Consider the following 14,296-nt stretch of genomic DNA (forward strand, 5'->3'; position numbering starts at 1 on the left):
CAGATCTCCTTTTGTTCATCTGTTAGGAGTTAGCGTATTGTGATATTAAAACACTTCGGTTAGAGCCCAAAGCATTGGTTTTCTAAGAGAGGAACGAATCCATAATGGTGGATCTAGATGTTTAGTGTCCGAAAACCTTTTTCATCCGTTGATATTCAGCCTTAAATAAAGGAGAGTATGACTAAGAAAAATTGTTTCTGTATGATATGTCATTCGTTCAGAATAATACTCCTAAATTGGCTCTGGAAAGAAAAGGTATTGTGTGAAGCATCTCCCGTAACAACATGAGACTTGGATGGGAACATGCGCATTGAGCATGTGTATAGAAAAGGGATGATGAGGTTTTCATATCGAGATTAATATGTAAGAAATCTCTCGGAAGTGCTATCTCTCCTTTACTTGAAATAGTGATAGAATTCTTGAATCTTGTTATGGTCTCGAATGGTTTGGAAAAAAATTGATCAATGAAGCACTGTCAGAATCACAATACCGAAAATTTTATTATCCTTGAAATCCTCTACGTTCTCTATTCCAGACAACACTATGTTAAGTCTGATAATTATTTGAGAGGTGTACATATTATGGAAAAACAATTACGTTTATTTATGGCCCTGATCATGGTTCTGGCCCTGGTACCATGGGGAGCAATGGGGGTTGTTCCAGTATCAATCCCAGGTACAAATGCGTCAATTGAAGAGGCTATTCTTTATGCAGTATCACAAGATGATGATCTAATCATTACTATTGGCCAAGATGGTTACAGACCAAATCTCACCTTAACACAAGGCAATGTGACATTCATAAACAGAAATGTTACTATTAATTATGATTTTGCCACATTGGATATCATAATGAATGGTTCTTTACTATTCAATGGTACGGATACATGGCTGACAATAAACAAACCAACGATTATTAATGCGAGCAAAACATCATATGATGTATCATACTATAATAATGCATCAATCCTTCAATTCTATGGAAATAACGCAACTCTGAGTGCAAGCTCCCTTACATTAAGTGGTCAGAATTTCCTTACTGCAGTAAACCATTCCAAATATGCTACTCTATCAAATATAACCGCATCTACTACGATATCGAATGCAAGGCGGGGAATGGAAATTTTTGGTAGTAATAGTAGATTTGAGAATGTAGTTTTTACTGGGATAACTGAAACGGCATTGAATATTACCGGGAGTACAAATGATATATTGAACCCGGTTATTTCCGACGCAAGTGCCGCCAAATTCGGTATAAACCTTACCGGCAACACCAATAACATTACTGCAACACTCAATACTCTGACTGGCAGTACTGATGGTATATTCTACATCGGTCCAGGTGCGACCGGAAACACAATAACACTCGGTCTCGATAATTATGGTTCAGCATCCGTTTATAATGGAACTCAGATCAGTTCCAGGCAGATTGCGTATTTCTTCAATGAGACGCAGTCCCTGAGCGGTAAAAACATGAACATGACTGTAAACTTCACAGGTTTCCCATTATATGGTGCTGTGGACTTTTCTGTAAACGCAACAAATATGACAGGAATCGCCAATAACTGGTGGTCTAACACTTCTTCAACACTGATGGATCAAAAAGGACAGGGAACAATCTGGAACCTGACATATCAGACCATATTTGCTGCAACAAACACTTCTCCGGCGATGGTACTTCCAGTAAACGCCTCACTTCGTGGTGGAAATACACTCAATGGCAATACAATCATAACCGGTATGTCACCAATTGTGATCATTAATTACAACCCATTCTGGTCATTGCCGGGAGGTCCCGGTGAATATTCATGGAACCAGACTTACACGAAGAACTGGACCGAACTGGATGATTTTAGTGCGGTAAATGGTCTGATATTTGCTGTTAACAATGCTAATGGAAACCTTCTCGCTAACCTCACCTTTAATGAGGCAATTGACCTAACTGATCAGGCAACAGGGTATGGTCTGGCTGAACTAGGCACGGCACTCTCAATGAATAAGACGACGATTGGCCTTGATGTATCGGGAGCCCTTTCAAAACTCAACAAAAAAGCCATTCTAACAATATATCCAGAGTTTGCCTTTACTGCTGACGCAGCTTCGATCATCAGGGTTGCAGATGACGGGACGGAAAAAATCCTCTTTACAGGTGGAGAGAAAACAGTGAATTTCAGCACATATGCTGAAGGAGCCGTTACGATTGGAACAGATAACATATCTTTCACCACAAAAGGCTTCTCAAATTATATCTTTGGCAACAGCAACTCAAAACCGTCCACAGCTCCGACACCCGCCCCAAGTGACGGAAGAAGTGGAGATAGCGCTATCTCCTCATCAGGTCCGGTCACTGCTGGAACCGGAACAACCCTGACCTACATTGGAGTTCCAATTAGTGCAATTACCCTGGAATCCGATGCTGAGCTGCCATCAGCTATTATTCTCGTAGAAAGAGTGAGATTACTTCCCACTGGAATAACTCCTCCATCACAGGAGGTTTACCAGTATGTCGAGATCACCCCGATCTCAGGTACGGCAGAGCACATCAAGGAAGGAGCAACAATCAGCTTCAGTGTCCCGGTTGGCTATCTCTCAGCGATGGGCATGACCACAAATGATGTGGCACTGCTCAGAAACGTGAATGGTGTCTGGACCCAGCTTCCAACACGGCTTGTGAAGGTTGAGCGCGGAGTAGCATATTATGAAGCCACAACACCCGGCTTCTCAACTTTTGCCATCGCACTCCAGAAAGACGGGGCAAGCGAAGTTGCACCAGTGGCAACACCAAAGCCGGAGACTGAGGTTAAAGTAGTAGTCGAAGAAGAAGAGGTTGTAACACATGTTCCGGCAACACCTGTGCCTGTAGCAGACGTAACGCCCGCTCCCTCCGCACCGGCTGCACCAGGAGATGCACCTGCACCATTCCCAATGACATATGTTATCATTGGAATTGTCATAATCCTCCTGATAATTGGTGGAGCATACTACTTCACAAAGAAAGAAGACAAAAAATAATTCTTCTTTAACATTTTTTTTTAGTGTAACAGGTTAGTACATGTATCCATCAAAGGGGTATTCAGGAGAGAATCCTTCATGCCCACCGTTGCTAAAAAGTATAGCTGACCTGTTACACTTTTTTTGAAAAAATGAAGGATTACCTGGATTTTGCCTGCACCCTCGGCTCAATGATCGACCAGATCATCTCTGCCAGTTCGCGGACATTCTTTGTCTGGATATAAATCTCACCAGGTCCGGTGATCTCTGTGACAAGCCCCTCACCTGAGAGGAGAGTTTCTTTCAGCCCACCAAACTTAGTCACGCGGTACTGGCAGGTATCGCTGAAGGCAACAAGATGGAAATTATCCACAATCATCTTTTCACCATATTTCAGCAGATGCTTGTCAATTGCTCCAAACGTATTAATAAAGAGCGTTCCCTCTCCGGATACCTTGATCATCAACAGTCCCTGCCCAAAGAGACCTTTTGTGAATCCCTCCCACTTCATATCAAGATCCACACCTTCGGTGGCGGCGAGATAGGATGATTTCTGGACGATAAAACCACTTCCGGGCGCGATCCCAAGGGTTTCCACATCCCCAAGTGGTGCTGCACTAAAGGCGGCTTCGGCGGGTTCACTACCGGCAGTATAATCAGTAACAAAGAAGCTCTGCCCGCCAAGGAGGGAAAGCCCGATTGATCCGAGCAGGCTCTTCTCGCGCTTCCTCGTCGATACAGTGATCGAGGGATGCATATATGTCATCGCACCGGCTTCTGCTGTGATCTTCTCACCGGGACTTAAAGTTACCACAAGAAGTGAGAAGGATGGCTTGTACCGTATCTCATATTTCATCGGTTATTCACCTGACGTTCTGTATATCCGGGAATACAGATGAAGGTTTCCTGATTTATAGGAGTGAAATGCAGAATGGATTGGATAATTCATGTGATTAAAAGAAAGAGGACGCCCCGGCCGAGTGAGATAGATATATATACTTATTCCCGATATATAGGTATAACAACAATATATCTGAAGGAATAAGATATATGGGCAAAGGTGAAAAAAATGACAGCAAATAACGAAGAAATTTGGTTTCACAACCCGCCTTCAGCTTATTTTAAATATATAGATAAGAGGATGGCAAGTGTATTGGAAGAAGGAAATCTCAGTCAAAAGGACCACTCATTGCTGGATGAGTATCTTGGAGAAATATCCGGAGATATGTGTTCAGAAAGATTGTACAAGTATTGTTACATAATTTCTTCCTGGAGAGATTACATTGGTCCGTTTAATGAAAATACTGCAAGAGATCTCTTTAAGGGTATTGAATTAATTCGTCATTCTAATTCAAAAAGAGGGAAACCCTTCTCTTCTCACACTCTTTCAGATTACGTAAAAATATTGAAAAGGTTCTACTTCTGGCTTATAGAAAATGGTTATTCAGATATTCCTGAAAAAAAGATTCAAAAAATTAAGGTTCCAAAATTGGATTCAATGACTTTAACTGCAGAGGAATTACTTACTGAAGAAGAAGTCAATGATATGCTGGAGGCCTGTACTAATTCAATGGATCGGGCAATAATATCATTTGCTTATGAAGGTGGTTTTCGGATTAGTGAGATTGGAAAACTCAGGTGGAGACAGGTTAAATTCAATGACTGGAATCTTGCTGTAAATGTTAATAATAAGACGAATAAACCAAGATATATTCCCCTTACCATGTCCAGACCTTATCTGGCACAATGGAAGAATGATTATCCCGGAGAACCTGAGGGTGATAATTTTGTTTTCCTGACTCTTATTATGAAGAAACCATTTCATTACAGGGGACTCAAAACAAAAATTATCAGAATTGCTGAAAGAGCTAAAATAGAGAAAAAGGTTACACCCCATCTTTTCCGCCATAGCAGAATCACACACTTAATGCAGAAAGATTACAGTGATTCATTTATAAAAAAGATGATGTGGGGTAATTTGACGACTAATATGTTTTCTGTATATGCGCATCTGACAGATAATGACTCTGATAATGAGCTCGCACGCAGAGAAGGTATAATAGTTCCTGAGAAAAATGACAGCAAATGTAATCTTCAGGCCAGACAGTGCTCTGTATGTTATACAATAAACGCTCCTACAATGCAATTCTGTTCCAAATGTGGAAAACCACTTACAGAAGATGGTTTGGCTGAAAGAGAAGAATTAAAAGATATTTTAGAGAAACTGCCGCAGGAAACATTAATTAAACTTGTCAATCAGGCTCTTTCCAACTAAACTTCTTTTTTTGGAGAATATTTTAGTATTGTTTCATAAATTTTAGACATTTGGTTAAATCCATTATATTGGCAGATAAGATAATCTTCAATATCCGCTCCAATGGGTGAATAATTAACCAATAAATATGTAAATTTTACAAAAATATCCTGAATTTTTTCATCGATATCAATTTTACCAGATATTTCCGGTTCAAAAATTAAGTGATGGATATATTTATTCTTAAAATATTCCTCTCTGGACTCCACGGTAGATAAATTATCAGAAAAATCTAGCTGTTTTAATTTATTATTGAATCTCTGTTTAGTCTCAAGTTCTTTTAGAAAATCTTTTGATCCCAGATCAAGAGCATAAAAACAGATGGCAGGCCAGAATTCTTTCATTCCACCCATTTCTGATGCAAAAACTTCTGATTTTTCCGGGATTGCTATTAGCTCATCCCATTTTGAAAATATGGCAGGACAAAGAAATTCATAAGTTTTAAGTAGTGAACGTACCTCATCCCACGGTACCGAATATTCATTAAACCTGCGTTTGGAATTTATTTTATTGAGTTCAATAATATATACAGCAATTCCTTTTAATGAAAGACGATAAATTATTTTTTGTCTCCCATTTTGTCCGATCTCACGTTTATATTCTATTAAATACCCTAATTTAGAAAGTTCTTTTATTTGAGGATGAATATTGCCATAAGATTTACTCATCATTACTGCAATATCATATGTCGATAAAGGCTTGTTCTGCGCAAAAGTTTTGATTATTGCAATTGATGTCTCTTTTTTCATGGCTTTCCTGAATATGATCTTTATCAATCTGTTCTTTCAATTTTTTTGATATATCTGATTTAGATATATATTTTTTTGATAGATCTATTTTTAATACACAATATATGCATATTTAAAATATATATCTTGCGATTAGACATATATATGTAATAAATCAGGAGTTAATTATGAAAATAGCTAATAAAGGTAAGTATCTTACATTTAAAATAAAAACAACAAAAGAATGCATTGATTCGTTAGGACCCATAGATAAAAAAGTTTTTAATTATCTGGTTAAAATAGGAGATGTGATCATCATTAATAAATTTGAAAAAGAATCTGAATAGTTTGTAATACTAAATAAGTAGAATGCTTTAGCACGATATCAGGATTTTCCAGATTGATTTTTAACGTTATTATTAACGTTAAATTCTGAAAAAATCCTTTAACGTTAATTTATTGTTCAGTTTTAGAGATTACAATAGAATTGCATATATTGAGATCATCATTACATGAGAAAGACTGGTTATCAGAATAAATTTCATTACCTAAAAGACTTTTTTCCCGTGTAATAAATAGTTATTTTCCTGGTTCTGCAGAACATTTAGGCATTTATCTGCTTAAAATTTTTTCAAGATCAACATTAATATTTTGAGAGTAACCAAAACACCCTGCATAACAAAATATTAATTATATTTTTCTCCCAAAATTAAAAGTAATTTTTGATTATTGTTAGAGGTATAACCTATAAAAAATAAAATAATTATGCGCCCAATTTCAATTTTTAACGTTAATAATTGCATAAATTACATCTACGATTATAGCTTTTTTCAAAATTATTATATACCCCGTCAGATTAACATATAAATATGGTAAAAATAAATAAAAGTATAAAGATAATAATAGAGAATTTATTATCTCGCGAAATGTTTGTTAGTAGAATATTCGCAAGAATGAACTGCTTATTAAATCTGGTTTCAAAAAATGGATATTTATTATGCAGCACTGAACAATTCATTACAAGTTGCAGCAATTCCGGAAAAGAATTTGAATTAAGAATTCATAAAAAAATACCCGGGACAATAGCCGGAAAAAAACCTGAAAAACTTCTTTATTTAAAAAAGGCAGTTGCAAATTATCTGAATTATAAGAGCGATCTTATCTTTACTAAGGAATTGCAAGCTAAATTATTTTGGGGGTCTATGTATGAAACTTTGTCCATATTGTAAAAAAAAGTGGTTCAAATCACTTCAGGCTTTAAGGGCTCATCTACGTTTTTGTGAAGCTTACCAAAAAGCTAAACAAGATTACTGCATAGAAGGCCGTTATCTTCAAGCACTGCCCAATGGCCATAAACTTCGATACAATCCTGATTATCAGCCGGATGCGATGTGGAGGGATTTTGATGATTCAATGTGAATGTGGGAGATGGTTCAAAAATAAAAAAGCACTATCAGCACACCAGAGATACTGTTTGATATATAAGAATAATAAAGAAGAAAACTCCCCTGAAAAAATTATTGAAAAATTGAAATCTGAGCTGAAAATAAAAAGTGAAGATTTTGAATTACTTGAATATCAAAAAGAAAAAAACCAAAAAACATATGAAAAAATTATAAGGGATCTTAAGTTTGAATTGAATGAATCTTTGACAGCCATGAAAGTTTTTAAAAGCCAAAATAATAGATTGAACCTGCTTTTATCTGAATTAAAAGATGAACGTACGGAAGCTGATACAGAAACCTAATTTTTTTTTGTTTTTACATTTATTTTAATTCAAAGAGATAATTGTTTTTTTAAAAATACTGAATTGAATCTAAAAAAATATGGTTGATTAAAATTATCCCATTTTTTTTGTTTTTCTTATTTTCAGAATAAATTCATCTTCATTGCTAAATGAAAGAAAATGTTTCACTATTACTTCTCATGTACTTTCTAAATGCGGTAATGATGAAGCATAACACCCAAATTTTTTAAAATTTTTATTTCTTTTAGGCCATGCGATAGCTGTTTATTCTTTAGCAAAAAGAAATGACCGCACAAAAATTTCACACTGGTCCCAAATAGACATCTGAATAAAATTGTTTTCTAAATATTCAATACTTTTATGCGGTAACTCATATTGAATATATTAACGTTATAAGAAGGATATTTTTGAACAGTAACATTCAGTCTGAATGATTTCCGGCACTTTTAAAGATTGTTTGTCAGGCATCCGTATGTTCTATGTTCCCGTTATGTTTTTAAAAAGGTGGATTTAGTTTTCATTGCCGGACTGCAAAGTTTGCATGAGGGCAAAGAAATGTTTTGGCTCACCGGTACTAAAATAATCATACCAGGATTCCAGTGTGCTGCTCACAATACAGGTTATTAATTTAGTTTTTTAAAATTTTACTTCTTTGCTTGTTGAAAACCCAAGTTTGCCACATCACTCAGATTCATTGTATTGCGCAGGAATTAGCTCTATATAAAAAAGAAAAAGGGTGGCCGGTTTGCGGTCTGCCATCATGGCTCACCGGTCGATCGAACCCGACAGAAGTATTTTCGCCTGCCTACAGATCTTTTTCTGTCTTTTGAAGTTTCTCCTGCATCTCCGGGGTCAGTTGAACGAGAAGTTCTGCATTATAGGCACCGCCAGGCATCATCTCAATTGGATAATTAAAAATCTGCCAGGCTGCGATAGCATACGAACGCCCCTTTGCAGCAGGCGTTTCGTCTCTGACTGCCGGATCTACATTGGTCACAAAGATTGAGAGAGTATTGTCGCTGTTGCAGACGAACTCGAAGTTTCGGAACTGCTGAGGAAACTCCCGCAGTGATGCGGTTTCAACCTGCCAGAAACCGAGTTCCGGACGGGAAGAATCCAAAGATTTTACCGGTATCACGGTATTTTGATGGCGATGCCCCGATATCCATGCCAAAAGATTTGGATAGGTCTGAAGTTTTGCTATCAGATCAACATCAGATACGGCCGCATACTGACTCCATTCCATGATCGAACAGGGAAAAGCCGGATCATGATTGATGACTATCGGGATGTGTGCTGCGATTATCATCAGTTTTCCTTCAGCCTGACCATCCTCAAGTTCCTGTACAAGCCAGTCGTAACGTTCATTATCAATAGAACCTAATCCTGAGCTTTTTTCACTTGGGTCATCGTCTCTTTGGGTATCATCAAGCACAATAACCTTTATCGGAATATCTGATCGCGGTTCGAATGAATAGCAGGCAAATCCCGTTGTTCTGGCGGACTGGCTGAATCCATGCCCTTGTGGGTCTGAAGAGGAGTTGAAAAATTCATCTATCCACTCTGTTCTCGAGAGGAAACTGCGGTTTAGATCGGCCGGGACTTTCGGAGGGCCGTCAGGGAAGAGGGCAACAGGCCCTGCACCGATAATATCACCATATGGTGTCCGGCCATCGACTGCTCCCATATAGAAGCCACGGCTTTTGAGGCGGAGAGGGTCGAAGAAGATATTACCTAATTCAAGCACTTCAGAGCCGGTCATCATACTTTTTACATGATCATCCGGAGGGAACATGCCCATCCAGAAGTGATCGTGATTGCCGAGAACCTGATACCAGCTGATAGATTCATCAAGCCCTGCTGCACGGTATTCATCCTGGTAATCATTGAGAGGGCCGGGGATGGGATCATCCATCTCACCGGAGTCGGGTATGACTGTCCTGCCGTCAAGAACATCGATATACCATTGCAGTTCGTTGTACTGGCCGCAGTTTATTGCATCGCCAAGGAATATGCCGAAGTCATATGGATTTTCTTTATGAAGGGCGTTTGCGGTCTGAACTGCTGCGTCAAAGGTATGGGTTGTATAAAGCATTGCCGGAGTGTATCCTGAATAGATACTTCCTTTATAGCCGTAATAGATCGCCTGAGCAGGAGACTCTTCGTCGGTAAGATGAAGATCGGTCATGGCAAAGAAGGTTAAAAGTTTCTCTGTACTGTTATCTGATGCAGGGGTGTATCCATCCGGCATGAGATCCAGTCTCTTCTCATAATCCAGCCCTTCGCCAAACTCCCAGACTCCATACCCGTACTCTGAAAAGTTTGCAATCTGTTCCGGACCCAGAGCAGGCGATGTTGATGGGACGGGGACGGGAAGAACGGTTCTGTCATATGTTGTCATAACAACCAAGTCTATCGGATAATCCGGTCCGCCATCATCCGGAGGCTGGATTTCAGGAGAAGTACATCCTGCTGCAGCGATGAAGATTACAATAAGCAGAGCCGTTACGGCACCTGCTTTGAAATGGTGCATATTTAGCTTTGGATATGGGCGATGTTAATGTTATTTACTGAAGAGCACCCCGATTCCGGAGGATGACGGGTGCACTTAATTATTGGATCTGGAAGTGTGATAATCATGAGAAAAATGGTTGGTTTTTTGCTTTTTGGGAAGGAGGTGTTGCGGGTGAAAGTTTGATTATTATAAATGTGGGATAATTCTTTAAAACGGATTCTAAAATTAAAAAATAGATATATCATTTTTTAAAAATATTCGGGATAAGTCTTTTGATAAGAATTTTTTTTCATTATCTCATATTATTAAGGGCAAATCTGAACAAACCAAAATATTTAAAATCATTTAAATAAAAAAACCCGTTAATATGAATTTGATTAATATTTGTTCATATAGATGGAATTTTTATTTGAGAGAGCCTTTTGGCATTGTAGAGGAACGGACTTTTACATGTATTAATCATTATTTACCTGCTCTTTTAGATAAGCCAAAACTGCCGGGAGAATAACGGTTCCGGGCAGTATGAACGATTCGCTTGCGCCGGGAACATTGAACAGTATATTAAAGCAGGCAGGAATTAAGGAGAGGAGATGATGTTTAGGTTTCTGATTATTGTTGAGAAGGCGGATTTGAACTATTCCGCATATTCCCCGGATATACCCGGATGTGTTGCGACAGGAAAAACCTGTTTAGAGGCGGAGAAGAATATGCACGAGGCGATTGCATTTCATATTGAAGGTTTAAAGGAAGACCGTCTTCCGATCCCCGAAGGTAAATCTTCTGCGTCCTGGGTTCTGGTTTAATTTCTTCAAATTTGGATGAAAACATTCATGAAATAGTGTTTCATCTAAAATTGTCAGGATAATTCATACTATTTTTTTGGCTGTCTCTTCATTCCTTTGCCGAATTATAAAACCCGAATATCGCCGTTATCCAGTAGAACCCAAACATTACAAACATATAGATATTTTCTGTGAATGCACCCTCTAAAATCCAGATAAAATTTCCAATTACCCAGCAGGCAAAAACGAACCGCCAAGAGGGCAGAATAGTCGCAGAAAAATCATTCTATACTTTCAGATATTCCTTCAAAAGAGCATCCGCATAGAGATTCTCCTTCTTTGTCGGAACATAATTAAATTTCTTAACCCTCACCATTATCTCTCTTACAATCTCCTTATCGTTTGTCAGGTTCAACTCCCTGACATTCTCCAGGATGAAATCAAGGTTTTCTATACCTGTTGCCTTCCCGTCAATTAGGATCTTTTTTGTGGTTATCTTATCAGGCGGAATTCCGCCGCAGATAGAACAATAGTCTCCGTCTTCTGATGACATCCCTAAGCCTCTTTGATCATTGTAAGCATCATCTTAAACTTTGTCACTGCCGATAAGGCATGGGGCACGTTCGCCGGGAATATTATCGTATCGCCCTCCTTCATCATATGGGTCTCTCCGGCAACCCAGACTTCGCATTCGCCGTCGAGAATAGTCACAACCGCATCAAACGGTGCAGTATGCTCCGAGAGACCTTCGTCTTCGTCAAATGAAAAAAGAGTTATGCTTCCGGATTTGTTGCTGACTATCATCCTGCTTGCAACAGTTCCGTCCTGGTACTGCAAAAGCTCCTTTAAATTCAGGACCTCTCCCAAAAGACCGGCACGTTTGTCCTTCCTTCCGGCACCCTTCATTGCTTCACTGAACTCTGCCATAATCACTCTAAAAAATTATTGGGGAACCATCTTTTTAAGATCTTCTTCAACCGTGCTGTTCTTTCCAAGGCCGAAATTCTTCACCAGAACGTCAAGAACCGCCGGCGAGACAAATGCCGGAAGAACAGGTCCGATAGTGATATTTTTGATTCCGAGATTTAAGAGGGCAAGAAGGACAAGAACCGCTTTCTGCTCGTACCATGCGATATTGTATGATACCGGAAGCTCGTTTATGTCAACGCCGAATGCTTCCGCAAGTGCTTTTGCGATTACAACAAGCGAGTAGCTGTCATTACACTGGCCTGCATCAAGAACACGCGGGATTCCCCCGATATCTCCAAGACCTAAGCTGTTGTAGCGGTATTTCGCACAACCAGCCGTTAGTATTACAGTATCTTCGGGGAGGGCTTTTGCAAACTCTGTATAATACTCACGCTCCCTGTGCCTTCCGTCACAGCCGGCCATAACGATGAACCGTCTGATTGCACCGTTTTTGATTGCATCTGTAACAGGGCCTGCAAGAGCTAAAACAGCGTCATGTGCACAGCCTGTTATCAGGTCGCTTTCGTTTCCCACAGCTTCAGGAGGGCTGCACTTCTTCGCCTGCTCAATTAATGCCGAGAAATCCTTGTGCCCTTTCTCATCAGCTTTTATGTGCTTTAATCCGGGATATCCCACAACACTTGTTGTATATATGCGGTCTTTGTATGAGTCCTTTGGCGGAACAATACAGTTTGTCGTTATCAGAACCGGACCGTTGAACGATTCGAACTCTTCCTTCTGGTGCCACCACGAACGTCCGTAGTTTCCGACAAGGTTTTCAATTCCCTTAAATGCCGGGTAGCCGTGCGCCGGAAGCATCTCTCCGTGAGTATAGACATCAACTCCCGTTCCTTTTGTCTGCTCAAGAAGCATCTTCAGGTCTAATAGATCATGTCCGGTTATTAGAATTCCCGGGCGATCCCTGACGGTAGTCTTTACAGTTGTAATCTCAGGTTTTCCAAATGTGGTTGTATGTGCCCTGTCAAGAAGTTCAAGAGTCTTAACCCCTACTCCGCCGCACTCCAAAACAAGTCCGGTCATCTCATCTACGCTCAGATCTTTAAGAGTTGATGCAAGACCTTTCTGGACGAATGCAGGGATTTCATCATCGGTAAACCCAAGTATTGCCGCATGATGATAGTAAGCGGAGACTCCCTTAAGCCCGTAGACTAAAAGTTCGCGAAGGGATCTCACATCCTCGTTTTCTGTTAATAAGACTCCGACCAGTTTTGCCTTTTCTTCGACTTCGGATTTATCTTTTGGCTTCCATATGCAGGCGTCATGTTCAGCACCGGCAGCTTTTGGTATTGAGTCCCTGATTGCAATAGCCTCACTGATAAGCTGATAGTAACGGTCTTTATCGAAATTGACATTTGTAAGGGTCGTAAAAAGCGAGTCCATAATGAATTTTCCCGCATCAGGGTTTCCGGCGCCATTCTCCATTGCCGGGACATTTCTGACCGATATTCCTTTGCACAGATATATCAGAAGATCGATTAAATTCGCAGTCTCTTCGTCCTTTCCACAGATACCCTTTTTCGTACATCCTTTTCCGTTTAGCGTTTCTTCGCACTGATAACAGAACATATTTTGTTCACCTCAATATCTTTTTGATACAATGTATGTATAGAATACTTTGGTATAAATATCAAAACGTTTCAAAAACTATACCATGGATCAGTCATGCACAGTATATCAGACCGTCCGCTATCTTACGAAGAAATGGACACTTCTCATCGTTCTTGAACTCTACAAGGGAGAAAATTACACCCGGAGATTTTCTGAATTAAAGGAATCAATCCCCGGAATAACATCAAAACTACTCTCCGAACGTTTAAAGGAGCTTGAGGATGAGAATATCATTAACCGGCAGGTTGATTCAACATCATTTCCCGTTAAGACCGAATATTCCTTAACAGAGAGCGGTGTTGAGATAATCGGCATAATTTCTGATATAAAAAAATGGGCGCTTAAATGGAAGATAGAAAATGTTGCCTGCGGAGATCAGGACTGCCGTGAGTGCATTCTATGAATTCCTGGTAACCTTAAACTATTATCATTTGAGAACAGTATTTTGGAGACTGAATAATAGTAATTTCACCTGCGATGTTTTAAAGTAACTTTCCTTTTCAACAATGCTCCTCCATTAATCTCTCAATCATGCTCCAGAGAAACTTATTTTTTAGCCCTTCTATAAAAAAAAAAATATCAGCTTAATACAAATCCTCAAAGATAAGAGCGACTAAAAGAC

General features: G+C 39.3%; 14 protein-coding genes. 8 read left to right on the forward strand and 6 right to left on the reverse strand.

The window, feature by feature from the left end; all coding sequences use genetic code 11:
* The first annotated feature begins 464 nt into the window (after nt 1-464).
* Entirely contained in the window at nt 465-3,011 is a 2,547-nt protein-coding gene (locus ACYUBO_RS05775) for a PGF-pre-PGF domain-containing protein (protein ID WP_460373036.1), read from the forward strand.
* A gap of 139 nt (nt 3,012-3,150) precedes the next feature.
* On the opposite strand, the gene ACYUBO_RS05780 is transcribed toward ACYUBO_RS05775, so the two are convergent.
* A complete protein-coding gene (locus ACYUBO_RS05780) occupies nt 3,151-3,846 on the reverse strand; it encodes a TIGR00266 family protein (RefSeq protein ID WP_460373038.1) in 696 nt (231 codons plus the stop codon).
* Nucleotides 3,847-4,059: 213 nt separating this feature from the next.
* Here ACYUBO_RS05780 and ACYUBO_RS05785 point away from each other — a divergent pair, with 213 nt between their 5' ends.
* The gene (locus ACYUBO_RS05785; protein ID WP_460373040.1) at nt 4,060-5,265 is read left to right on the forward strand and encodes a tyrosine-type recombinase/integrase; all 1,206 of its coding nucleotides are present in this window, start codon (nt 4,060-4,062) and stop codon (nt 5,263-5,265) included.
* On the opposite strand, the gene ACYUBO_RS05790 is transcribed toward ACYUBO_RS05785, so the two are convergent.
* On the reverse strand, nt 5,262-6,053 hold the full coding sequence (locus ACYUBO_RS05790; RefSeq protein ID WP_460373041.1) for a hypothetical protein: 792 nt from the start codon (nt 6,051-6,053) through the stop codon (nt 5,262-5,264). The genes ACYUBO_RS05785 and ACYUBO_RS05790 overlap by 4 nt on opposite strands.
* 167 nt (nt 6,054-6,220) lie before the next feature.
* Here ACYUBO_RS05790 and ACYUBO_RS05795 point away from each other — a divergent pair, with 167 nt between their 5' ends.
* From ACYUBO_RS05795 to ACYUBO_RS05805, 3 genes are all read left to right on the forward strand, one after another.
* Nucleotides 6,221-6,379: a hypothetical protein gene (locus ACYUBO_RS05795; RefSeq protein ID WP_460373043.1), complete on the forward strand. Its 159-nt coding sequence runs from the start codon at nt 6,221-6,223 to the stop codon at nt 6,377-6,379.
* 522 nt (nt 6,380-6,901) lie between these two features.
* Nucleotides 6,902-7,261, forward strand: coding sequence for a hypothetical protein (locus tag ACYUBO_RS05800; RefSeq protein WP_460373045.1), 360 nt, complete (start codon nt 6,902-6,904; stop codon nt 7,259-7,261).
* A gap of 176 nt (nt 7,262-7,437) precedes the next feature.
* The gene (locus ACYUBO_RS05805) at nt 7,438-7,779 is read left to right on the forward strand and encodes a hypothetical protein (RefSeq protein WP_460373047.1); all 342 of its coding nucleotides are present in this window, start codon (nt 7,438-7,440) and stop codon (nt 7,777-7,779) included.
* Nucleotides 7,780-8,584: 805 nt separating this feature from the next.
* Here the strand turns inward: ACYUBO_RS05805 and ACYUBO_RS05810 are convergent.
* On the reverse strand, nt 8,585-10,312 hold the full coding sequence (locus tag ACYUBO_RS05810; protein WP_460373049.1) for a TIGR03768 family metallophosphoesterase: 1,728 nt from the start codon (nt 10,310-10,312) through the stop codon (nt 8,585-8,587).
* 486 nt (nt 10,313-10,798) lie between these two features.
* Here ACYUBO_RS05810 and ACYUBO_RS05815 point away from each other — a divergent pair, with 486 nt between their 5' ends.
* Nucleotides 10,799-10,888, forward strand: coding sequence for a type II toxin-antitoxin system HicA family toxin (locus ACYUBO_RS05815; RefSeq protein ID WP_460373602.1), 90 nt, complete (start codon nt 10,799-10,801; stop codon nt 10,886-10,888).
* Nucleotides 10,888-11,097: a type II toxin-antitoxin system HicB family antitoxin gene (locus ACYUBO_RS05820; RefSeq protein WP_460373603.1), complete on the forward strand. Its 210-nt coding sequence runs from the start codon at nt 10,888-10,890 to the stop codon at nt 11,095-11,097. The genes ACYUBO_RS05815 and ACYUBO_RS05820 overlap by 1 nt, the downstream gene beginning before the upstream one ends.
* A 265-nt stretch (nt 11,098-11,362) precedes the next feature.
* Here ACYUBO_RS05820 and ACYUBO_RS05825 read toward each other — a convergent pair whose 3' ends face one another.
* From ACYUBO_RS05825 to hcp, 3 genes are read right to left on the reverse strand one after another with little or no spacing between them, the layout of a single operon-like run.
* Nucleotides 11,363-11,629, reverse strand: a complete 267-nt coding sequence (locus ACYUBO_RS05825) for an NAC family transcription factor (RefSeq protein WP_460373050.1) — start codon at nt 11,627-11,629, stop codon at nt 11,363-11,365.
* Nucleotides 11,630-11,631: 2 nt separating this feature from the next.
* Complete coding sequence (locus ACYUBO_RS05830) at nt 11,632-12,003, reverse strand: cupin domain-containing protein (protein WP_422656650.1); 372 nt, start codon at nt 12,001-12,003, stop codon at nt 11,632-11,634.
* Between the two features lie 15 nt (nt 12,004-12,018).
* The gene (gene hcp, locus ACYUBO_RS05835; protein ID WP_460373052.1) at nt 12,019-13,632 is read right to left on the reverse strand and encodes a hydroxylamine reductase; all 1,614 of its coding nucleotides are present in this window, start codon (nt 13,630-13,632) and stop codon (nt 12,019-12,021) included.
* Nucleotides 13,633-13,717: 85 nt separating this feature from the next.
* Here hcp and ACYUBO_RS05840 point away from each other — a divergent pair, with 85 nt between their 5' ends.
* A complete protein-coding gene (locus ACYUBO_RS05840; protein WP_460373053.1) occupies nt 13,718-14,077 on the forward strand; it encodes a winged helix-turn-helix transcriptional regulator in 360 nt (119 codons plus the stop codon).
* Nucleotides 14,078-14,296: the final 219 nt, after the last annotated feature.

The organism is Methanocalculus sp. MC3 (genome assembly GCF_054767395.1).

Coding starts and splice junctions, on each gene's coding strand:
- ACYUBO_RS05775 (WP_460373036.1), top strand. CDS start 465: ATGAAGCACTGTCAGAATCACAATACCGAAAATTTTATTATCCTTGAA.
- ACYUBO_RS05780 (WP_460373038.1), bottom strand. CDS start 3,846: ATGAAATATGAGATACGGTACAAGCCATCCTTCTCACTTCTTGTGGTA.
- ACYUBO_RS05785 (WP_460373040.1), top strand. CDS start 4,060: ATGACAGCAAATAACGAAGAAATTTGGTTTCACAACCCGCCTTCAGCT.
- ACYUBO_RS05790 (WP_460373041.1), bottom strand. CDS start 6,053: ATGAAAAAAGAGACATCAATTGCAATAATCAAAACTTTTGCGCAGAAC.
- ACYUBO_RS05795 (WP_460373043.1), top strand. CDS start 6,221: ATGAAAATAGCTAATAAAGGTAAGTATCTTACATTTAAAATAAAAACA.
- ACYUBO_RS05800 (WP_460373045.1), top strand. CDS start 6,902: ATGGTAAAAATAAATAAAAGTATAAAGATAATAATAGAGAATTTATTA.
- ACYUBO_RS05805 (WP_460373047.1), top strand. CDS start 7,438: ATGATTCAATGTGAATGTGGGAGATGGTTCAAAAATAAAAAAGCACTA.
- ACYUBO_RS05810 (WP_460373049.1), bottom strand. CDS start 10,312: ATGCACCATTTCAAAGCAGGTGCCGTAACGGCTCTGCTTATTGTAATC.
- ACYUBO_RS05820 (WP_460373603.1), top strand. CDS start 10,888: ATGTTTAGGTTTCTGATTATTGTTGAGAAGGCGGATTTGAACTATTCC.
- ACYUBO_RS05825 (WP_460373050.1), bottom strand. CDS start 11,629: ATGTCATCAGAAGACGGAGACTATTGTTCTATCTGCGGCGGAATTCCG.
- ACYUBO_RS05830 (WP_422656650.1), bottom strand. CDS start 12,003: ATGGCAGAGTTCAGTGAAGCAATGAAGGGTGCCGGAAGGAAGGACAAA.
- hcp (WP_460373052.1), bottom strand. CDS start 13,632: ATGTTCTGTTATCAGTGCGAAGAAACGCTAAACGGAAAAGGATGTACG.
- ACYUBO_RS05840 (WP_460373053.1), top strand. CDS start 13,718: ATGGATCAGTCATGCACAGTATATCAGACCGTCCGCTATCTTACGAAG.